At 49.4% G+C, this 21,205-nt stretch carries 19 protein-coding genes; 7 read left to right on the top strand and 12 right to left on the bottom strand.

Annotated features, from left to right (window positions below; genetic code table 11):
* Positions 1-170 precede the first annotated feature (170 nt).
* From deoA to deoD, 3 genes are all read left to right on the top strand, one after another.
* Positions 171-1,502 (top strand): thymidine phosphorylase, encoded by a 1,332-nt coding sequence (deoA, locus tag MD588_RS14560; protein ID WP_265698105.1) that lies wholly within the window; start codon positions 171-173, stop codon positions 1,500-1,502.
* A 10-nt stretch (positions 1,503-1,512) separates the two neighbouring features.
* On the top strand, positions 1,513-2,733 hold the full coding sequence (locus MD588_RS14555) for a phosphopentomutase (RefSeq protein WP_265698104.1): 1,221 nt from the start codon (positions 1,513-1,515) through the stop codon (positions 2,731-2,733).
* Between the two features lie 124 nt (positions 2,734-2,857).
* The gene (deoD, locus tag MD588_RS14550; protein ID WP_265698103.1) at positions 2,858-3,577 is read left to right on the top strand and encodes a purine-nucleoside phosphorylase; all 720 of its coding nucleotides are present in this window, start codon (positions 2,858-2,860) and stop codon (positions 3,575-3,577) included.
* 79 nt (positions 3,578-3,656) lie between these two features.
* Here deoD and MD588_RS14545 read toward each other — a convergent pair whose 3' ends face one another.
* A complete protein-coding gene (locus tag MD588_RS14545; protein ID WP_265698102.1) occupies positions 3,657-4,268 on the bottom strand; it encodes a YtjB family periplasmic protein in 612 nt (203 codons plus the stop codon).
* Between the two features lie 114 nt (positions 4,269-4,382).
* Here MD588_RS14545 and serB point away from each other — a divergent pair, with 114 nt between their 5' ends.
* On the top strand, positions 4,383-5,348 hold the full coding sequence (gene serB / locus MD588_RS14540) for a phosphoserine phosphatase (protein ID WP_265698101.1): 966 nt from the start codon (positions 4,383-4,385) through the stop codon (positions 5,346-5,348).
* A gap of 286 nt (positions 5,349-5,634) precedes the next feature.
* Here the strand turns inward: serB and MD588_RS14535 are convergent, their stop codons facing one another.
* A complete protein-coding gene (locus tag MD588_RS14535; RefSeq protein WP_265698100.1) occupies positions 5,635-7,986 on the bottom strand; it encodes a PilZ domain-containing protein in 2,352 nt (783 codons plus the stop codon).
* A gap of 146 nt (positions 7,987-8,132) precedes the next feature.
* On the opposite strand from MD588_RS14535, the gene radA reads away from it, so the two are divergent.
* A complete protein-coding gene (gene radA, locus MD588_RS14530; RefSeq protein ID WP_265698099.1) occupies positions 8,133-9,521 on the top strand; it encodes a DNA repair protein RadA in 1,389 nt (462 codons plus the stop codon).
* Between the two features lie 85 nt (positions 9,522-9,606).
* On the opposite strand, the gene MD588_RS14525 is transcribed toward radA, so the two are convergent.
* From MD588_RS14525 to ettA, 3 genes are all read right to left on the bottom strand, one after another.
* Positions 9,607-10,602, bottom strand: coding sequence for a M23 family metallopeptidase (locus tag MD588_RS14525; RefSeq protein ID WP_265698098.1), 996 nt, complete (start codon positions 10,600-10,602; stop codon positions 9,607-9,609).
* Positions 10,603-10,614: 12 nt separating this feature from the next.
* Entirely contained in the window at positions 10,615-10,992 is a 378-nt protein-coding gene (locus MD588_RS14520; RefSeq protein ID WP_265698097.1) for a PilZ domain-containing protein, read from the bottom strand.
* 268 nt (positions 10,993-11,260) lie between these two features.
* Complete coding sequence (gene ettA, locus MD588_RS14515) at positions 11,261-12,928, bottom strand: energy-dependent translational throttle protein EttA (protein WP_265698096.1); 1,668 nt, start codon at positions 12,926-12,928, stop codon at positions 11,261-11,263.
* A gap of 245 nt (positions 12,929-13,173) precedes the next feature.
* Between ettA and sltY the strand changes: the two genes are divergently transcribed.
* Complete coding sequence (gene sltY, locus MD588_RS14510; RefSeq protein WP_265698095.1) at positions 13,174-15,105, top strand: murein transglycosylase; 1,932 nt, start codon at positions 13,174-13,176, stop codon at positions 15,103-15,105.
* 89 nt (positions 15,106-15,194) lie between these two features.
* Positions 15,195-15,506: a trp operon repressor gene (trpR, locus tag MD588_RS14505; RefSeq protein ID WP_265698094.1), complete on the top strand. Its 312-nt coding sequence runs from the start codon at positions 15,195-15,197 to the stop codon at positions 15,504-15,506.
* A gap of 95 nt (positions 15,507-15,601) precedes the next feature.
* On the opposite strand, the gene yjjX is transcribed toward trpR, so the two are convergent.
* The 7 genes from yjjX to MD588_RS14470 form a co-directional block, all read right to left on the bottom strand.
* Positions 15,602-16,123, bottom strand: coding sequence for an inosine/xanthosine triphosphatase (gene yjjX, locus MD588_RS14500; RefSeq protein WP_265698092.1), 522 nt, complete (start codon positions 16,121-16,123; stop codon positions 15,602-15,604).
* A gap of 73 nt (positions 16,124-16,196) precedes the next feature.
* Positions 16,197-16,835 carry a helix-turn-helix domain-containing protein gene (locus MD588_RS14495; protein WP_265698091.1) on the bottom strand — a complete coding sequence of 213 codons (639 nt, stop codon included), beginning with the start codon at positions 16,833-16,835 and terminating at the stop codon, positions 16,197-16,199.
* A gap of 701 nt (positions 16,836-17,536) precedes the next feature.
* Complete coding sequence (locus MD588_RS14490) at positions 17,537-18,214, bottom strand: Crp/Fnr family transcriptional regulator (protein ID WP_265698090.1); 678 nt, start codon at positions 18,212-18,214, stop codon at positions 17,537-17,539.
* 142 nt (positions 18,215-18,356) lie between these two features.
* Positions 18,357-19,082 (bottom strand): nucleoside phosphorylase, encoded by a 726-nt coding sequence (locus tag MD588_RS14485; protein WP_265698089.1) that lies wholly within the window; start codon positions 19,080-19,082, stop codon positions 18,357-18,359.
* Between the two features lie 92 nt (positions 19,083-19,174).
* On the bottom strand, positions 19,175-20,380 hold the full coding sequence (locus tag MD588_RS14480; RefSeq protein ID WP_265698088.1) for a NupC/NupG family nucleoside CNT transporter: 1,206 nt from the start codon (positions 20,378-20,380) through the stop codon (positions 19,175-19,177).
* Entirely contained in the window at positions 20,377-20,928 is a 552-nt protein-coding gene (locus MD588_RS14475) for an NAD(P)H-dependent oxidoreductase (RefSeq protein ID WP_265698087.1), read from the bottom strand. Before MD588_RS14475 ends, MD588_RS14480 begins: the two co-directional genes overlap by 4 nt.
* Positions 20,929-21,025: 97 nt before the next feature.
* Positions 21,026-21,205, bottom strand: a 180-nt coding sequence (locus MD588_RS14470) for a hypothetical protein (protein ID WP_265698086.1), incomplete at its 5' end; no start/stop codon positions are given.

The raw sequence follows: 21,205 nt of genomic DNA, 5'->3' as shown, positions 1-21,205 counted from the left end.
CACCTTACTTTTTTGACCTGTGATTATTTACTGTTTGGTTCTTGCCACTGTGCGGCACGAGCGGCACCTGTGCGGCTGAGAATCATACTGTGGGGCCTCTTTCCCAAAAATTGGCAACGCAAGGTAAATATTCATCTGCCCTACAAATTATAATCTGATTGGGGAATACCATGTATTTACCACAAGAAATCATCCGAAAAAAACGCGACAACATCGAACTATCTGCAGACGAAATTAACTTCTTCATCCAAGGTGTTGCTAAAGACACTGTCTCTGAAGGCCAAATTGCTGCATTTGCAATGGCAATTTACTTTAACGACATGACCATGGACGAGCGTGTTGCCCTGACTTGTGCAATGCGTGACTCAGGCATGGTTATCGACTGGAGCCACATGAACTTTGACGGCCCTATTGTCGACAAACACTCTACCGGTGGTGTGGGTGACGTAACTTCGCTAATGCTTGGCCCAATGGTGGCAGCATGTGGTGGTTTCGTACCTATGATTTCAGGCCGTGGCCTGGGCCACACTGGCGGTACGCTAGACAAGCTGGAATCTATTCCTGGCTACAACATTACCCCGACTAACGAAGTGTTCGGTGAAGTGACCAAAGAAGCGGGTGTGGCAATTATCGGCCAGACTGGCGACTTGGCACCGGCGGACAAGCGTGTATACGCAACCCGTGATGTGACAGCAACCGTTGATAACATCTCGCTGATCACCGCATCTATTCTGTCGAAGAAACTGGCTGCTGGCCTAGGCTCGCTAGTGATGGACGTTAAAGTAGGTTCAGGCGCATTCATGCCAACTTACGAAGCATCGGAAGAGCTGGCAAAATCTATTGTTGCTGTGGCTAACGGTGCTGGCACCAAAACGACGGCGCTGCTAACCGACATGAACCAGGTTCTGGCTTCAACTGCAGGTAATGCACTGGAAGTACGTGAAGCCGTTCAGTTCCTAACCGGTGAGTACCGCAACCCTCGCTTATTTGCTGTGACCATGGCATTGTGTGCCGAAATGCTTGTTAACAGTGGCTTAGCGACTGATTTGGAACAAGCGAACGCGAAACTGCAGGAAGTACTGGACAACGGTAAAGCCGCAGAGTGTTTCGGTAAGATGGTTGCAGGTCTAGGTGGCCCGGCTGACTTCATGGAAAACTACGACAACTATCTAGAAAAAGCGGAAATCGTGAAGCCGGTATTTGCAGAAACCACAGGTTATGCATATGCAATGGACACGCGCGGTCTAGGTATGGCCGTTGTTGGTATGGGCGGTGGCCGCCGCGTAGCAACAGACACTATCGACTATGCAGTTGGTCTGAGCGATATGATTCGCCTTGGTGATGAAGTGAACGCAGAGACCCCGCTAGCCGTTATTCATGCTCGCACCGAAGCACAATGGGAAGAAGCGGCTCAGGCTGTTCGTAACAACATTACTGTTGCTGACCAGAAGCCAGAACCGACCCCTGAGGTTTACCGCCGCGTTCGCCCTGAAGATGTTTAATGGAGTTAAAATGAAACGTTCAATTATCCTAGTTCTCGACTCTTTCGGTATCGGTGCGACAGAAGATGCCGTTGACTTCGGTGATGTAGGCTCGAACACTCTTGGCCATATTGCCGAGAAGTGTGCTCGCGGCGAAGCTGACAATGGCGAGCGTAGTGGTCCTCTTCACCTACCAAACCTGAATAAGCTTGGTTTGGGCAAAGCGTGCGAAGAGTCTTCAGGCACTTTCCCTGAAGGCCTGGATGCTGATGCTGAAATTACGGGTGCATACGGCCACGCAAAAGAACTATCGTCTGGTAAAGACACACCTTCGGGTCACTGGGAAATTGCTGGTGTACCAGTATTGTTTGACTGGGGTTACTTTACTGATCACTCAAACAGCTTCCCGAAAGAGTTGACTGATCGCATTCTTGAGCGTGCCGGCCTACCAGGTTTCTTGGGTAACTGCCATGCATCAGGTACTCAGGTTCTTGATGACCTGGGTGAAGAGCACATGAAAACCGGCAAGCCAATCTTCTACACTTCAGCGGATTCTGTATTCCAGATCGCCTGTCACGAAGAAACATTCGGTCTAGATAACCTGATGGAGCTTTGCCAGATTGCTCGCGAAGAGCTGGAAGACTACAACATCGGCCGTGTGATCGCGCGTCCGTTCATCGGTGCTGGCAAAGGTCAGTTCGAGCGTACGGGTAACCGTCGCGACCTGTCTGTTGAGCCACCTGCAGCGACACTGCTGCAGAAGCTGGTAGACGAGAAAGGCGGTGACGTTATCTCTATCGGTAAGATTTCTGATATCTACGCAGGCTGCGGTATCTCCAAGAAAGTGAAAGCAACCGGTATCCCGGCACTGTTTGAAGCAACCCTTGAACAAATCAAGCAAGCTGGCGACAACAGCCTGGTTTTCACCAACTTTGTAGATTTCGACTCGGCTTACGGTCACCGTCGTGATGTTGCAGGTTATGCTGCTGCGCTTGAGTACTTCGATAAGCGCCTACCTGAGATCCTTGAGCTACTTCAGGAAGATGACGTACTTATCCTGACAGCGGACCACGGCTGTGATCCAACATGGGAAGGTACCGACCATACTCGCGAGCATATCCCTGTTTTGGTAACCGGTCCTAAAGTGAAAGCGGGCTCATTGGGCCGTCGCGAGACATTTGCCGATATCGGTCAGAGCCTGGCAGAGTACTATGGTACGTCTGACATGGAATACGGTAAGTCATTCCTGTAAAGCTCGTTAACTTATCCCTGCCGCTGTTTCGTTCTATATTTGATGTAGTTCGAAACAGCAACCTAATACTAAGTAATTGCCGTTGGTGCGAATTAATCTGACGGATAAATGGAAGGAAATTACGATGGCTACTCCACATATTAATGCAGAAATGGGTGATTTCGCAGACGTAGTTCTAATGCCGGGTGATCCGCTACGTGCTAAATACATTGCTGAAACATTCCTAGATGACGCAAAAGAAGTGTGTAACGTACGTAATATGTACGGTTACACAGGTACTTACAAAGGCCGTAAGATCTCTGTTATGGGCCATGGTATGGGTATCCCTTCATGCTCAATCTACGCGACCGAACTGATCAAAGACTTCGGCGTGAAGAAAATCATCCGTGTTGGTAGCTGTGGTGCAGTACGTGACGATGTAAACCTACGTGATGTTGTTATCGGTATGGGTGCATCAACTGATTCAAAAGTTAACCGTATCCGTTTTGGCGATCACGACTTCGCAGCATTGGCTGACTACGGTATGGTACAAAATGCAGTCGAAGCGGCAAAAGCCAAAGGTATCGACGTTAAAGTGGGTAACATCTTCTCTGCAGATCTGTTCTACAACCCTGATTTTGACTTCTTCCAGACTATGAAGAAGTACGGCATCGTGGGCGTTGAAATGGAAGCCGCTGGTATCTACGGTCTAGCTGCTGAGTTCGGTGCTAAAGCACTGACTATCTGTACGGTATCTGACCATATCCTACGTGGTGAAGCGACGACTTCTGAAGAACGTCAGCTGACTTTCAACGATATGATGGAAATCGCGCTAGAATCTGTTCTGCTGGGTGATGCTGAATAAGCGTTACTGAGTCTGAAAATAAAAAAGACGGCCTTGGCCGTCTTTTTTTATGTCTTGCTTTCGAGAAAAGCGAGCAGACTTAGTCTTTCGAATTTGCGGTCAGCAAGAACGGGAAGTGCCAGATGTCTTTGCGACGGCCAAACGTGAAGGCCAGCAAGAAGCCAATAAACAATGCAGCCAGGATAAGGGCACGGGTAACATTGGCCATATAATCGACCTGGCTTGCGGCCTTCTCCAGTAGCTTACCGTGTTCGAGTGTCATACGGAAAAAACCGACAATCTGCCCTTCGGCCATAATCGGCTCAATAATTTGTTGGCGGCCAAAGCTGGCGAACGAGAGCGGGGTGGAAATCCCCGTCACCTGCTCTAATGGCATGGCATCTTCTGTTTTGGCTATAGTGATCCCTTCCAGGTCATAAATACTCGCATCAAGCACCAGAGGCTCAGTGGAGAGTTGCTGTACCAATGCCTGTAACTTGTCTTGGTTATTCTCTATCACATTCGTGGCTGCGGTTTCTGCAGCCTGGCGGACAACCATGCGTGATAGTGCCTGGGTTTGCTCGCTGAGCGCCCGGTAGTTTCGGAGGTTTAAATCCGAACCGTATTCCAGCATGGCAATTAACCCGCTGAAGCAGATAATTAGCACTAGGAACTGCCATGCTCGCTGTAATCGAGTTTTTTTCAGTTTCATTATATCAACGTATGTCAGAAATAAGGCCGAAATGCACGAATGCCATATTGGGACTTGCCCAGATAAATTGCAATAGGGTACTTTGTTAGCAGTGGATTATTATCAATCTTAGACATGGATGTACAAAACGTGCTAACAATCAAAAAACACTCTTCACTGCAACAGCGCTTCCCTGAAACCGTTACGGCTTCAAATTTGGCGCGCAAAAAAGCCAACGTGCTGATTTACGGCCAGCAGATAACTCCTGAGTTGGTTGAACAAATAGCTGCTTGTGCCTGCGAGGAGCTGGCCGTCGTAGCGGCATGGAAAGTCGGATCGTATGATGCGTTGCTGATCGGCAACGATTTTTCTGAAACATTAAAGCAAGCGGTCATCCATTATCAGCTTGATATTGCTTGTACCAATGATCTCCCCGATCTATCAGAGCCTGGACTGGTGGTGATGGATATGGATTCTACGGCAATCCAGATAGAGTGCATTGATGAAATCGCCGTACTGGCCGGGGTGGGAGAGCAGGTCGCCGAAGTGACGGAGCGAGCCATGCTGGGGGAGCTAGACTTTGAGCAGAGCCTACGCCAGCGGGTTGCAGCCTTGGCAGGTGCTGACGAGGCGATCCTGGAAACGGTACGCTCGACTCTGCCGTTAACACCTGAATTGCGGGAGCTGGTGGCGACGCTGGCTCATTATGGCTGGAAAGCAGCGATTGTCTCCGGTGGGTTCACTTATTTTTCGGATTACCTGAAACAAGAGCTCAATTTACTTTATGCCCAGTCGAATACCCTAGAGATTGTCGAGGGCAAGCTCACTGGCCAAGTTGTCGGTGATGTGGTTGATGCAAAAGAGAAAGCGAATATCTTACGCGAGTTGGCAGAGCTGAATGAGATTGAGCTGCACAATACTGTTGCCGTTGGTGACGGTGCCAATGATTTGCTGATGATCAAAGCTGCAGGGTTGGGTGTAGCCTACCATGCCAAGCCAAAGGTTGAAGCGGAAGCACCTGCTTCTGTTCGTTATGCCGATCTCGGCGCGGTGATGTGTATTCTCTCGGCATCGCTGGTTCCGCAGGGAATTGGTTGGTAGGGAAGGTGCAGGCTATATCTGGTTCCGAGTTTATAGGAAGAGTTGTCCTGGGTTTTGGGAGTGTTCTCTCCTCTTATGAAGGGGAGGGCTAGGATGGGGTTGTGTGAAACAACCAGCGCTTGCTGTCGCTTGAAGGTATGGCTAACCTTCTCCCCCTTGAAAAGTGGAGGGGGCCATCTTTGGTCATCGGAGCCAGAAACTCTATCTCACAAGACCAGATAAAAAGCGAAAGGCCTTTGCCTCTCGCTTTTTCTATTTTTCGCCATTTCTAGAGACTCGCAACGATTTACCCAATTTCCAATCGTACCAGCACCTCATCGGTAATATCGAACATCTCACCACAGCCGATTAACGAGTTGAACTCGACTTCCAGTGCCCGTGCCCGGTGTAGCGTCATACGGGCCAGTTCGCCAAGCTCCTTGCCGGTTAATGCGGTCATCGGGCTAAGTACAGGTACGGCGCTGATCCTAAGGGCCATAAACTCTCCCTGCGTCTTTGCTTTTTTGATGAAGCGAATACGTGCGTCGATACTGTCAAACTCATCGCTCAGTTTGCTCTCGAGGTGAGTGATAGTCTCGCCCTTTCTCTGGACCCATAGGTACATCTCGTGGACATAGGGTTTCCGGATTTCGATAGGCCGCATGGTTTCCGCCAGCATGGGTTTGACTCGGTGCCTGAAAATGGGTTCAAGCGAGAACTGGCGACCGCCCGCGATCTGGTTGAACAGTTTGGCTAATGGCGGCATAGGGAGGTTACAGCCAATCGCTTTGACTTTTATTTTATGGTCGACCTTTTCCGTAAAGTAAGAAATACCGTTAAGGCGTGTCAGTAGCATCTGGTGCATGGCCAGCAGCAGTTCGCCGCTCGGGAGTACTTCTTCTGCCAGCGTGAGCTTAGTCTCGTTATGCTGGATCAGGCGTCGTAAAAACTGTTCCCCTCTCGAGGCATTGCTGCCGCTGCCGGTTGTCAGTTGAATATTGCTGCGATCTGGGCTAACCCGCACAATTTTATACGGCATCTGGCTAAGCGGAGCATTTTTATCCAGTTTTTGTAAGTCATTAAACTTAATGGTTACCTCATCGCCGCGTTTAGCCGGTAAAGGTTGATTGAGCTTTATGTTTAGCCCGCTGATTGAAAAATCAAGGGTACTCCCTGTTACTAAGGGAAATTCAGGGTGATGTAACTCAATCGGGGTCTGAAAGAGAAACCGAGACTCACTACGCTGTGGTTTGGGGTCAAAGTAAATGGCTTTAGCGTCGGAAACCGGGTTTCTCAGGTGACGGAATGCCTGCAAGGTTTTGCTGGGTAGCTTCGGCTTTACTGGTAGGCGGTAGTCTTGCTGGGCCTGTTCATTGGTCAGATCCTGCAGCACGCCGATATGGGTAAGGCTACTCAGCTGATCAACCATATCTGGTGCAATTTCTTGCAGCTGTTCCTGAACGTCTTGACTGATGGGGTAAACGGTAAGACGAGTTACTCGCCAGCTTTTTTTGGTTGCACCGATGTGCCAGAACAGATGACGCTGCTCTAGGGTCATTTCCGGTAAGGCGGCTGAGTAGAAGAAGCGCTTTTGGTCATGTTCATGGCAGAAGCTATAGATGAGCGTACTGCATTGCTTGAGACCAGCTTTGCCGAGGGTCGCCATGCGTTCTGCAGAAAGCAGGTGGTTAATTACCGGCTGGTTTCTCTCATCATGCCAGCTGTCCCAGATATGACGGTTATGCTCGGTTAGCAAAGAGTATTTTAGCTGATCACCGGCAAAGAATAGCGGCATACTGGTGGTATGTTTGAGGAAACAGTGCTCATAGCCTTTGGTTCTAGCCTGGATCACTTTGTCTTCATGGTTTTTACGGGTTCGATGTTGCGAAACCTGCTGGCTGCGGTCAATGGCATCTTTGATCGCAGTGTTGTCGCTGATGGTTTTCAGGCGCAGCCATTTGAAGCTGTCATTCTCCTGATTGTCATCAATACCGAGGATCCGGTAGTCGGTACCTTGATTTAGGCGCGGATCGTTGAATGTTTCTGCCATCTTGGGAAACTTTGCCGTTACCGTTTGACCCAGACTGTATTTGAAGGCCGAAGGGACTTTGAACTTGGCCCCTGAGTATGACAAATCGGAGGTGATGCCGTGCACGGACTGGTTGAAAGGCAGAGCCAAATCGACCTGGGTGGCGATCTGCAGACGATTTTCCCCCCGGGTTAGGTAGTAGCCAAAGCGGATCAGGCTGGCATCGAACTGGGTATCGCGCTGCGGTAATGGATCTTTCTTCGGTTCCAGCTTGCCTTGCTGGTGCAGTATCCGGAAATTATTACGGGTATTCATCAGAGCTTCATATAGCCCGACCCGATATTTCCCCCCAAAAACTTTAATTCGTTTGTGGTAGGTATTTATCGCAACATCATCTAACCAGTGTTTCAGGCCGTTCAGTTCATATGGCCGGCACTCTCCTTTGACTCGGCCACGAAGATCGACAATCTGATGACAAGGCGCCATGATCCGGTTAAGTTCCATTTTGATTTGGAGCCGAGCCGGGCCATTGGTTTCCTGTGTCATCATTTGAAAGACATCTTCAAAGTCTTCGCTGTCATAAACAGGGATAAGTTGTTCTATTAGTCCTTTATAGTCGTCCAGCCACATAGTTTTTTCTGATACATTAGTCCTTAGTCTATTATCTGCATTTTGCAGCAAAAGTTTAGTTTGTTATTAGGATTTGCAGCTGGAAGTACCAGTTACGGTATTCTTTGCGGGAATAGTGTGCTGTTGATCAAGAGTTAAGGTGAAACATGGCCAAAACAAAGCGCGCTTATGTGTGCAGTGAGTGTGGTGCAGATTTTCCTCGTTGGCAGGGGCAGTGCAGTGCCTGTGCTGCTTGGAATACCATTACAGAATTTACAATCCCGAAAACGCGATCCGCGATTGGCGCAGGGGCGCAGTCAGCGACCAGTAGTTATGCTGGTGCTGCAACAAAAATTCAGAAGCTATCAGAAGTTGAAAGCAAGGATTTGCCCCGTTTTGGTTCCGGTATTTCAGAACTCGATAGAGTGCTGGGCGGTGGGATTGTGCCGGGTTCGGTATTGCTGCTCTGCGGTGATCCCGGAGCCGGTAAATCGACGTTGTTACTGCAGAGTATTGGTTCGGTTGCGGCCGAAAAGTCCGCGCTGTATGTCTCTGGTGAAGAGTCTATCCATCAGATATCGCAGCGTGCCAAGCGCCTGGGTACCCAGAACATCGATAAGATCAACGTAGTGGCCGAGACATCTGTCGAGCAAGTATTGAATCATGTTACGCAGCAGAAAGCGGAATTTGTGATTATTGACTCGATTCAGACCATGACGGTTGCCCATAATGAGTCGGCGGCCGGTAGCCCGAGTCAGGTCAAAGAGTCAGCCGCCGCCTTGACCCGTTTCGCTAAGACTGAAGGGGTGACCTTTATGATCGTGGGGCATATCAACAAAGACTCCAACGTAGCGGGACCGATGCAGCTGATCCACATTGTCGATGGTCTGTTTGCCTTGTCATCGACATCGGATGAAAAGTTCAGGGTGTTGCGGACGTCGAAAAACCGTTTCGGTGCGGATTCGGAGTCGTGCTTCTTCGCGATGACGGAAACTGGCATGAAACAGGTGAAAAATCCATCGGCGATTTTTTTGAGCCGCTCGAACAAGAACCATGCGGGATCTGCCTGTACCACGTTGTGGGAGGGAACTCGCCCCTTGCTGGTGGAAGTTCAGGCATTATGCAATAACTCGGTAACGGAAAATCCTCGTCGTTTGACGGTGGGTTATGATTCCAACCGCTTGGCCATGTCGATTGCGGTATTGGCCCGTCATGGCGGGGTTATGCTGTCTGATATGGATATCTTTGTTAACTGTGTCGGCGGGATCAAAATCGATGAAACATCGGCAGATCTGGCGGTACTGTTGGCAATTTTCTCTAGTTTCAAGAATGCGCCTATCCCCCAGGATGTACTGGTGTTTGGCGAAATTGGCCTGAATGCTGATATTCGTCCGGCGGCCAATGGTATTGAGCGTATTCGCGAAGCAGCCAAGCAAGGCTTTACCCGGGCTATTGTGCCCAAGGCCAATGCCAGTCGTAAGGTGAATGGTATTGAAATCATTGCGGTGGAGGATTTGCAGGAGGCGCTAACTGCCTTTGAGCAGGTTGCTCTTTAAAGCCACTTTGCAACGTGATCAAAAACGAGAGCTTTGGCTCTCGTTTTTTGTTTGTGGCGCTATTTTGCCGCGAAGGCTTGGGGTATCAGAGCTTACGCTGCTCTGGTGACAGCGACTGATTGCTTGCCGTTTTAATCGGCATTTGTGGTTCGGGGACATGGGTTAATTGTACTTGCATCGAAACTACGTTATTAACCATTTCCAATAGGGACGTCCATTGCACAGTCTTTTCTTTTTCAAACAGCGAATCAAAGTTATCCGGCGTCCACTCGACAAATGGGCGAGGGTTGAGCGCGCGTCCCAGAAAACGAATTTCATAATGCAGATGTGGCCCGGTTGATAGTCCGGTATTGCCTGACCAGCCGATGAGATCGCCCTTGCGAACGAACTGACCGCGCTTAACATTAAATTTTTTCATGTGCGAGTAAGTTGTGGCAAAACCCATTGAATGGTTGAGTTTGAGGAAATTGCCGGAGCCTTTTTTCTTGCTCGGGCGGATCACCTCGATGACGGCGTCTGCCGGGGCGTAGATAGGGGTGCCGATATTTGCGGCGAAATCCAATCCGCGGTGGTACTTGCGTCGTCCGGTAACCGGATGGATCCGGACGCCATACTGGGAAGACATGCGGATCCCGGGTGTCGGGCTGCCGTTTGGCAGCAGTCGGAACAGGGTTCCCCTTACTGCGGAGCTTATTGCAGCACTGTCAACACGCTGCTCTAAGGGGAGTTCCTCACCGTCGTTTGATTGCAGGCCCAGAATGGTTTCGACATCATCGATACGTTGGGTCAGTAAGGCCAGAGCTGCTTTTTTGTCTGCCAGTTCTTGGTTAAGCGCCTGGTTGGCGGCACTTTCTTCCGACAGGGAGGCCGTCAGCTGTTCGGTTTGTACATTTAACTCATTAAGCTGTTGGTCTGATTCAATTGTTTGTTGATAAAGGCTGTAGACGCTATAACTGGCTGACGCGATCATGGACAACACAATGACGCAAGCGAGGGCAAAATAGCGTTTTTTAAAGCGGTTGATTAAATAATGAGAGGTGCCTCGGCTATCTGAGACCGAGATACAAATACTTTCCGACATGGTGAATGACTACTACTCGTTAAGGTGCTTTTTTAAATCTGCCAGTTGTTCTAGTTCTCGATGTAATAGTTCATCCGTACCGACGTTCAGTTCGACTAGGCGTTTTAAGTGGCTGGCACTTTCAATATCAATATGATGGATCTGCATACGCAGGTAATTGCTATCATGATGGACTAACTGAGTTTCCATGTTCAGTTCGATATCACTGTCGTGCAGGCAGAAACTGACGCTATAGTGCTTATCCGAACTGGGAGTCCAGTTTGCCGGACAGGTAAGCAGGATCCCCTGCAATGAAAGATCACGGACTTCCGCAGACCATTCTCCCTGCGAGTGACGTAACGTCGCTGGAGTCTGGTAGAGGATGCGGATAAAGTGGCGTCGTTCAACCATAGCAATACTTTTTTGATTTATTAGTCACTTAAGTGTAATCAGAAATGGGATGTTTCTCCAGGAATACGATCACAAAAATGTGCTACTCCGGCACTGAGATTGATTGAAAAGAGTAAAAATCAGGCATGATGCTAATTAACATAAGTATTTGATCATTTTTCCTGCGCTATTATCCGAACACTGATTTATCCCGGTTGGTATAAGGGAGAAAGAAGCCCAACAAAAAGGGCTGCCAGAGGCAGCCCTTCTCGGTATGCGGTCAGAGACCTTACTTGGCAATACGCTTGTATTTAATACGGTGTGGCTCTGCAGCCTGAGCGCCAAGGGTTTTCTTCAGCCAGTCGGTGTACTCGGTATAGTTACCTTCGAAGAAGCTAACCTGACCTTCGTCACGGTAGTCCAGAATGTGGGTCGCCACTCGGTCTAGGAACCAGCGGTCGTGCGAGATCACCATGGCACAGCCTGGGAACTCTAGCAGTGCTTCTTCTAGTGCACGTAGCGTTTCAACGTCAAGGTCGTTGGTTGGCTCATCGAGTAGCAGTACGTTGCCGCCGGCTTTAAGCAGTTTGGCAAGGTGAACACGGTTACGCTCACCGCCAGACAGATCGCCGATGCGTTTTTGCTGATCGCTGCCTTTGAAGTTGAAGCGTGAGCAGTAAGCACGCGCTTGGATTTCAAAGTTGTTGATCTTGATGATGTCGGCACCTTCGGAGATCTCTTGGTAAACCGTGTTGTTGTCATTCATGCTGTCACGGAACTGATCTACAGAGGCCAAGCTAACGGTTTCACCTAGCTCGATGGTGCCCGAGTCAGGTTGCTCCGTACCACTTAGCATCTTGAATAGGGTAGATTTACCTGCGCCGTTCGGACCGATGATGCCGACAATCGCACCTTTAGGCATGCTGAATGACAGATCGTCAATCAGAACACGATCGCCGAACGATTTAGTCAGGTTGGTGACTTCTACTACCTTGTCACCCAAGCGTTCGCCTGGCGGGATGAACAGTTCATTGGTTTCATTACGCTTCTGGTGATCGGTGGTGCTAAGCTCCTCGAAGCGAGCCATACGTGCCTTCGACTTCGCCTGACGGCCTTTAGGGTTCTGACGTACCCACTCAAGCTCTTTCTCGATAGTTTTCTGGCGCGCTTTCTCTTGTGAGGCTTCTTGCTTCAGACGTGCGTCTTTCTGCTCTAGCCAAGAGGTGTAGTTACCTTCCCATGGAATACCTTCACCACGGTCAAGTTCGAGGATCCAGCCTGCAGCGTTGTCCAGGAAGTAACGGTCGTGGGTGATTGCAACAACAGTACCGCTGTAGTCAACCAGGAAGTGCTCAAGCCAAGCGACAGATTCTGCATCAAGGTGGTTCGTTGGTTCATCCAGCAGCAGCATTTCTGGCTTGTCCAGCAGCAGGCGGCAAATGGCTACACGGCGACGCTCACCACCAGACAGGAATTTGATCTGGGCATCCCATTCTGGCAGGCGTAGGGCATCGGCAGCACGCTCAAGCTGCATTTCTAGGTTGTGACCGTCTTTGGTTTCGATCAAAGCTTCCAGCTCGCCTTGCTCTTTTGCCAGTACATCGAAGTCAGCATCTGGCTCGGCGTAAGCTGCGTATACCGCGTCAAGGCGAGTCAGCGCCTCTTTAACGTCTGCTACCGCTTCTTCAACCACTTCACGAACGGTTTTTTCTTCGTCCAGTACCGGCTCCTGTGGCAGGTAGCCGACTTTTAGGCCCGCCTGCGGACGAGCTTCACCTTCGATATCGGTATCGATACCTGCCATGATGCGAAGCAGGGTCGATTTACCGGCACCGTTTAGGCCCAGAACACCAATCTTGGCGCCAGGAAAAAAGCTAAGGGAAATATCTTTCAGAATTTGGCGCTTAGGCGGAACAATTTTGCCCACGCGCGACATGGTATAGACGTATTCAGCCATATCCGTTTGCAATCTCTAATCTAAAGGAAAGGGGTATTTTACCTGTTCTGGACATAAGTTTAACAGCATTGTTCATAATTAGCGTTTAAGATGAATAAATACCAGCCGGATCCTGGATGCTGTAACTGCGAACCAAGCGACTAGAAAAAAATCTCTAGGTAATATAGGCAACCAAGGGCATAGTTATTGGCTGAATGGTTCATTGGATGGAATCAACCGGACTGAAGCCGGAATAGGATTGTGTTTTGATTTGCTTATTTATCCGTAAGTTTTTTTCGGTTGTCCTAGTTGCTGCGGGCATATTGGCTGTGCCAGCCAGTCAGGCAGCTTCACTTGAACAACAGCGCGAATGGTATGAGCGGGCGGGTGTTGCACTGGAAGATAATAATCTCAAAGCCTATCGTCAGTTGCGTAAAAAGCTCGACGACTATCCCTTGTCTCCCTATCTCGACTATCGTGATTTCTCTCGCAATTTAACAAACAAGACCCCAGAGCAGGTTGAAGCGTTTATCGCTGAGCACAAGAGCCTACCCTTTAGTACCACGATTAAGTCTCGTTACCTGCAACACCTGGCCAATGCCGAGCGCTGGCAGAACTTTGTTGAGGTACAGCCCATGCCGCCGCGGAGCGAGGTGCTAAAGTGCCATTATTATTATGCCCAGAGCAAGCTTGGTAATACGGAAGTGGCCTGGCAGGGAGCAGAGTCGTTATGGCTGACCGGTAAGTCGATTAGCGATGCCTGCGATCCGCTGCTCGCTAAATGGCAGAAGGCTGGCCAGCGAAGTAATACAGTGATTTTAGATCGTATGTTACTGGTGTTTGCGGAAGGGAATCGTAACCGCCTTAACTACCTGAACAAGCAGCTTTCCGGCAGTGGAAAGACCAACGGAAAAGCGGTACTTGACCTGTATGACAATCCCGAACTGGTAGCCGGCTTTGCCAAGCGTAGCAAAGTGACTCCGTTCAACCAGAGCCTGACAGTGCTAGCGTATAAGCGCCTGGTTCGCGATGATGTGAAAGAGGCGGTCAAGCAGTACCAGCGCACGATGGACGGCCAGCATTTTTCAGCAGCCAAGCGACAGCGTTTGGCGGATTATACGGCCAGTCGGTTGTTTTCAACCGAAGACAAAAAGTTGATCAGCTGGCGAGACAAGAAACTGGCGGCTAGCCGTAATGTGGGATTACTGGAGCGCCGGATCCGCATGGCAATCCGGGAGGCCAACTGGAAAGAAACGGAACACTGGATAGCCCGCTTACCATTGAGTGCCCGCGAAACCACGCGCTGGACGTTTTGGCAGGCTAATATTTTGGCTAAGCAGGGGAAGAAAAAAGCCGCAGATAAACTTTATAGCTCGATCCTTGGTCAGCGGGATTTCTATAGCGTGGCGGCTGCAACGGTGCTCGGAAAGCCGATTGTCTATCCGGTCAAAACATCTGCGGGCGCAAACCTGCTGACTCACGAATATGCAGAAACACTACTCCGTATTAAAGAGCTGATAGCACTAGACAAGATATTTGCAGCCAACCGTGAATGGCACTATTTACTTGATGGTATGGATAATGACCAGGTTGTTATGCTGGCAACCTACGCAGCAGCCAATAAGTGGCATCACCTGGCGGTGCAGGCAACGATTTCAGGTCAGCTGTGGGACTATATTGAGCTGCGTTTCCCAATAGCACACAAGTGGTGGTTTGATTTTTTCAGTAAAAAACGGGGACTGCCGGTAACTACGATGATGGCCTTAGCTCGACAGGAGAGTGCGCTCAATGTAGAAGCGGTGTCGCCAGTTGGCGCCCGTGGGCTAATGCAGCTGATGCCAACGACAGCAAAAGAAACGGCGAAAAAACTCGGGCGTAATTATCAGGGAAAGAAAAGCTTGTTTGATCCAGGCGTTAATATACGCCTTGGCAGCGGTTACCTAAAAATGATGCTGGATCGCTATGATAACAACCGCATCTTTGCTTTTGCCGCATACAATGCCGGCCCAACCCGGGTAAAGCGCTGGCGGCAGGAAACGGATGGCCAGCTGGATGTCTATGAGTTTATCGAGGCGATCCCGTTTACCGAAACCCGTGGTTATGTCCAGAATATCTTGATGTTTGAAGTGTACTATGGCGATCTTACAGGCAAGAAGAACCCGCTGTTAAAACCGAATGAGCTAAAAGCAAAGTATTAATCAGAGCGGTGGCGTGGCACTGGCTTGGTTGTATGCAAAGAACAAGATAGAATTCGAGGTAGATAACTGTACTCGTTGATGAGGTTAAAATGTCTTCCACTCCAGAAACCCCTGAGTTCACTGAATGGCAGCAAGTAATTGATATTGTGCGCCAGGCTGCGACTGAACAAAAAGATGATACTTTGCTGAAGTTGCTACTAACGCCAGATGAGCGAAGCGTTTTGTTGTCTCGGGTTAATATTTTTCATGAGCTATTAAATGGTGACAGGAGCCAACGCAAAATCAGTGAGTTGTTAGGCGTTGGTGTTGCGACGATCACCCGTGGCTCGAATGAGCTAAAACACCACGATGACACGACGAAAACCTGGCTGGCACAATTGCTTCGGGATCAAACCAAATAGGTGCATTGACTGACTGGTCGAATGAAGTGAAGAGCGAACCCTGTCCCATACCGACAGGGTTTTTTATATCGGCTATAACGCTATCGTACTCGTGATCAGGCCGGAAACAGCTCCTGATTCATAAATGGGATCAGAGCCAGGATTAAAGCCTGCTGATAAACCGAACTGCGGCTGAGTTTGTGGTTGGTTAGCATGGCAATAGCCCCGCCTTGCTGTTTGACATTACGCTGCTCAAACATTTCGTCCATGACATCCCCCAGTTCGATTCCCTGATGGATTTGATCCAGGGCTGTCGGCGGCAATGGCAAAGATGCAGAGCGTGCCTCGCCGCGTTGAGTGGCATTTTCTATTACCATCCAGGCAAAGGTAAATTGCCCGTCGATTCCCGCTTCAATGCTGACATAGTAGTCGGCATCAGGAACCTCGCGGCGAGCATTGTTGATCCGGTTACGGGCGCCAGTTAGGGTTTCGTCGGCACACATAGGCTGATCGCGCACTTCGCTGGCAACACTGATCCCTTTATAAGAGAACACTTGCTCCGGAAAGGCGGTTGAAAAAGCGTCAGCGACTGCAGAGATTTTGGCAGGATTAGCTGAGGCGATGATAACTGATGACATATAATTACCTCCACCCCGGCTATTTTACGGGTTGTTTACCTGAAGTCACGTAAACAAATAACGTATAGATGACTTAACGGTCATACGCCCAGTCAGATTGAATGATATACCCATGGATTTGGAATTCATCATTGTTCACAAACAGGTTTGGGAAATCTGGTTGCGACGTTGAGAAAACGACACCATCAGCCAATTGGGTCATGTGGTAGAAATCTGGTTCGCTGCCGCGTACAGAGGCAAATACAGGCTGCTTAGGGCGGTAAGAGGCTTTACGTGTTGCAAGCGCGTAACTACCAACCGGCGCACATTGCGCAATGTTCTCGTTGTCGACCAGTAACCCCAGGCATTCTTCACGCTCAAGGTGGTTTGGAATGGCGCGCTTGCTAACAACATCCACCGTTGCGCCTTTGCTGAAGGAGATGAAATCCTTACGGTGGATAATTGGGATATAGGTACTCGTTGTACCTTGCGCAGGTTCATTCGAGATGGTCGTGGTTGCCTGGGTACCAGTATCGATTTGGCCGGTTAGCAGGTAGCTGATTGACGTACTCAGTGTCTCGGCAATCTTTTCAAGTTCACGGACTTCAATACCGTATTTACCTGAAAGCTTACGGCTCATAGTACCTTGCTGAAGGCTTAGGGCCTCGCCAAGTTGTTTTTGGCTGATCCCCTGGATTTTAGCTAATCGCTTAATTCTCTCTAAATATTCCATAATCTCTAGCTTCCTGCTCACAGTATTAATTTGAATGCAAAAGGCATTCTTAAAAGTTATAAACAATTTTACTGATAACGGACCGAAAGAAATCGGTGAAGCATAAAAAGTGCGATTGATTTCGTTAAAGGAATATTCCTATTTGTAGTGATGGGTAAAAAATGGAACAAAATTTCGAACGCAAATTAAGCCTGTGGCCAATATTTAAACTGGAAGCAGGATCATGGTTTGTAGGTGTGATGGCGATTGAATATTTCTGGTTGTTAATAATGTATAGAAATGCACCAGTTTAAGCTACTGTTTATTAATGAATTTGTTCAAATTGACATTATTGTTATTTGTGGTTCGTCCTATTTCTTTGCTAAATGCTCAAGGGCAGATAACTGATGACAGACGTGAATAGATAGACCATTAATGCGATGAAATTCTGGCCTCTGGCGAATAAAAGTGAGTTCAGTAGTCGGTCAAAAATAAGATGCCTTATAGGAATGTTAAAATTGAAGAGTTTTTGGCTGAACTGACAAATGAGTAAATTGCTGCTTGGGTATTTGAGTCACGAGACAGGCATTTTTTCACTCTGGGAGCAATATAGCGCTATCAGAATGCGTAAGAGGAATGGCCGGGTAATAGAAAAGATAAAGGCCATCGATAAAATCGGTGGCCATTCCAAATGTGGTGGCGTCAAACGAAATACAGACCAATTAACGAATAGCGATAAAGGCCTCCAGTGCTTGCCTGTCACGGATTTGGATCTGGTTATCGTTTTTTTCAATCAGCCCTTGTTCGATGAGAGAGTTCAGGGCTCGGCGGTATACTCTACTGGAAGTGCCAAAACGTTCCGCTTCGTGTTCGACTTTATCGAAGGCGCCGAGGGAGGCGTGGCTGATGTCGCGTTGCCATAAATCAAACGCGATATTGTAGGCAATAGGGTGCAGCACCCGGTTGGTGTAGATGTCCATCGACTCTTGGTAATCCCAAGCCAGTGCGGTAGCAAAAAACAGTGCCAGTTGAGGCTGCTCGGTCAGGCATTGCTGCAGTTGGGTAGCACAAATGACATCGGCTTCCATTCTATCATCGGCCACTACATTCCACTGGCAGGGATGGCTGGTAAAAAATTCCATTTCGCCAAAAATATGGTGGTCACAATTGAGCTCTCCGAGCTGAAAACGGCGTCCATTCAGCGCGCAAATATGCATCGAAATCTTACCCACCGAGATCACATACAGCTGGTGGATAGGTTGTCCCTGCTCGAGAATGGTATCACCGGCTTCAAAGACTTGGGTACCGGTTTGGCAGTCATACAAAGCGCGCTGAAATTCCTGGCGGCGCTGGGCTAACACTGAGGTAAACCGGGTGGACGGGTAAGGGTGCAACTGCATACTGGTTCGCATTCACAAAATGAAGCGGGCAACATACGCACTTCGCCGGATGATTAATAGCTGCGATATCACAAAAAACTATATTGGCAACCAGAATTATCCCGGTTGCCAATCATACTGTCTTTGCCTAGCGAGCGTTGGGTTATCGGGTCAGTGCGTGCAAGGCGGCCAGAATAGCGTGGCGCTCACCTTGCATGGTAGCTGCTGATTCGGCCACATAATCGGTTACCCCTTGCTGCACATCCTGCTCAAACAGAACCACGTTGGTCAGAATAGCAGCAACTTTCACGCCGCGCAGCCGACCAACGGTAAGCAGAGCAGATGTTTCCATATCGGCACCAAGTACTCCTTTTTGATGCCAGTAGCGGCAGATCTCCTGCTCCTCATCGGTATAAAAGCTGTCGTGAGAGCGCACTACACCAGAATGAAAGCTAATCTGTTGCTGATCGCAGTACTCGTTCAAACCGTTTACCAAACTGGTATCAGAGCAGGCCGGAAACGCGTTCTTCACATAGCTGTTTGACCCGCCTTCATCGCGCACTGCCGCTTCGGCGATAATGATATCGCCAAGGGCGATCGCATTTTGCAGGGCTCCGGCAGAACCAACCCGGACCATTTGTTTCATTCCGCACTGCTGCAGTTCCTCAAGGGCAATCAGAGCGGACGCGGCACCAATGCCAGTGCTGCATACGGTGACCCACGACTGGTTATATAAGCCGCGTACCAGACGAAACTCGCGGTTCTCGGCCAGAAACTCAACGTCGCTGAGATGCTCGGCGATTCGGTTGACTCGGTCTGGTTCGCCGCACACGATGACTTTGTCAGAGACCTGATGTGGCTCCACCAAAATATGGGGCTGTTTACTCATAACTTACCTAAATGATTAAAACTGGGAAAAAGAGGGAGGCTGCGAGCAGTATTCAAGCTCTGCCCGCAGCGCTAGGGACATACTCTAGGGGATCAGACAAACAGTCCGACAATGGCGGCATTCATAAGGTTTGCCAGAGTTGCAGCCAATAGTACTTTCATACCCAGCTGGCCGATCACCCCGGCCCGAGTAGGGATCATCTTGCTCAAGGCACCACACACCATGGCCACAGAACCGATATTGGCAAAGCCACACAGTGCAATGGTCATAATTGCGTTTGAGCGCTGGGTCAGCTCGACATTACCCATGTTGGCGAAGGCAACAAATTCATTCATTGCGATCTTCTGGCCAAGGAACGAGCCTGCAGTCATCGCTTCTTCCCATGGAATCCCGATCAGCCAGGCAACTGGCGCAAACAGCGTACCCAGGATGACATCCACAGTTAGCTCCGGTACGCCAAATATCTCACCAATGGCACCCAGGCCACCATTGAGCATGGCCATCAGACCGATACAGGAGATGATCACCGCACCAACGATAGCGGCAATACCCATCCCGGCGATAGCCCCTTTGGCGACGGCATCAATGAAGCTGCTTGGCTTCTCGTCGTCAGGCAGCTCAGGCACTTCATCAATGGTCGTTTCAGTTTCAGGAATGATCAGTTTTGCAAACATCAAGCCGGCCGGCGCAGACATAAAGCACGCCATGATCAGGTAGTTCAGCTCAACGCCCATTCCGGCAAGCCCTGCCAGGATCGAGCCGGCAATCGAGGACAGGCCGCCCACCATTACAGCAAAGATCTGCGAACGGGTCAGTACGCGGTGATACGGTTTCACCAGCAGTGGGGCTTCGGTCTGGCCCAGTACGATATTACCGGCTGCGTTCATTGACTCGGCACGGGAAGTACCGAGTACTTTCTGCAAGCCGCCACCGATAATAAACACAAACCACTGCATAATACCCAGGTAATAAAGCAGAGAAGTCAGCGATGCGGTAAAGATAATTTGCGGCAGTACCTGCAGCGCCCAGACAAAACCAATCCCGTCTACGCTGAAGTTGACCAAGCTGCCAAAGGCAAAACGGATGCCTTCGACGCCATAGCCAAAGACCTTGCCGACGGCATTGGAGACCGACAGCAGTACTTCGCCACCGGTTTCGGTAGCCAGTACAAAAAACGCCACGGTTAGAATGATGCCGAAGGCGCCACTGACAGCGCGCCAGCTGATTTGTTGACGGTTTTCAGAGAACAGAAAGCCCACGCAGAGTAGGGAAACAATACCGATAACAGACTGGATCATGCGTATGTCTCCGCCAGTTGGTTTATTGCCTCAAATACAGATTTTGCATGTGTATGCGCCAGAGCGATAGTGTTGGCCTGATCGCCGCCTTCCTCCGGATTCGCATTCATTTCAAACGTGATAATGGTGTCGACAATATTCACTTCTGCTGCGCGGAACGGGTGCTCATAGGCTGCCTGATAGGCATCGAAAGGCAGGAAGTTAAACCCACTTTCACTGTAGGAGTCTTCGGTTGCACCGGCCGTTATCGAGAAGAGCACCGGTTTGTCTTTTAGTCGGCTGCCATCCGGGCCGAATGCAAAGCCGTAAGTGAATACATCGTCAACCCACTTTTTCAGTACCGCCGGGTAGGTGCTCCAATAGAGCGGAAACTGCACCACGATCAGATCAGCACGGAGCAGCAAATCCTGCTCCACCTTAATATCACCGTTAAAGTGGGCAACGTGATTGATGCTCCAGTTCGTCTGCTGGGTCTGGTGAGCCAGAATGGTCGAGTTAGCGACCGACCGGGCCAGGTTTGGATGTCCATCAATAACGAGTACATTCATATCTTTAATCCTTGGAGTCGTTTCTCCAGCATTGCAATGGGGTGCCGGAAAGGGGATGTTCGCGAGCCCGTTTCAGGGCATCATTTATGGCTTTTAGTTATTGGCGAGGATTATAAAGAGGAGAAAATAGATTGAGGAGGACATTTGTCCCATCAGGCCTGAGGCAGCTCATAGTATTGATATAAAGCTTACTTTCAATCGCAGAAGGTGTGGGACGCTTGAGGAAAACAGAGACAGTAGATGAGCTAAAGTAATAATTTGACAATGCAATAGATAC

It is taken from the genome of Photobacterium obscurum (assembly GCF_026191635.1).
Lineage (GTDB): Bacteria > Pseudomonadota > Gammaproteobacteria > Enterobacterales > Vibrionaceae > Photobacterium > Photobacterium obscurum.
This window is presented reverse-complemented; position numbering and strand designations above follow the sequence as displayed.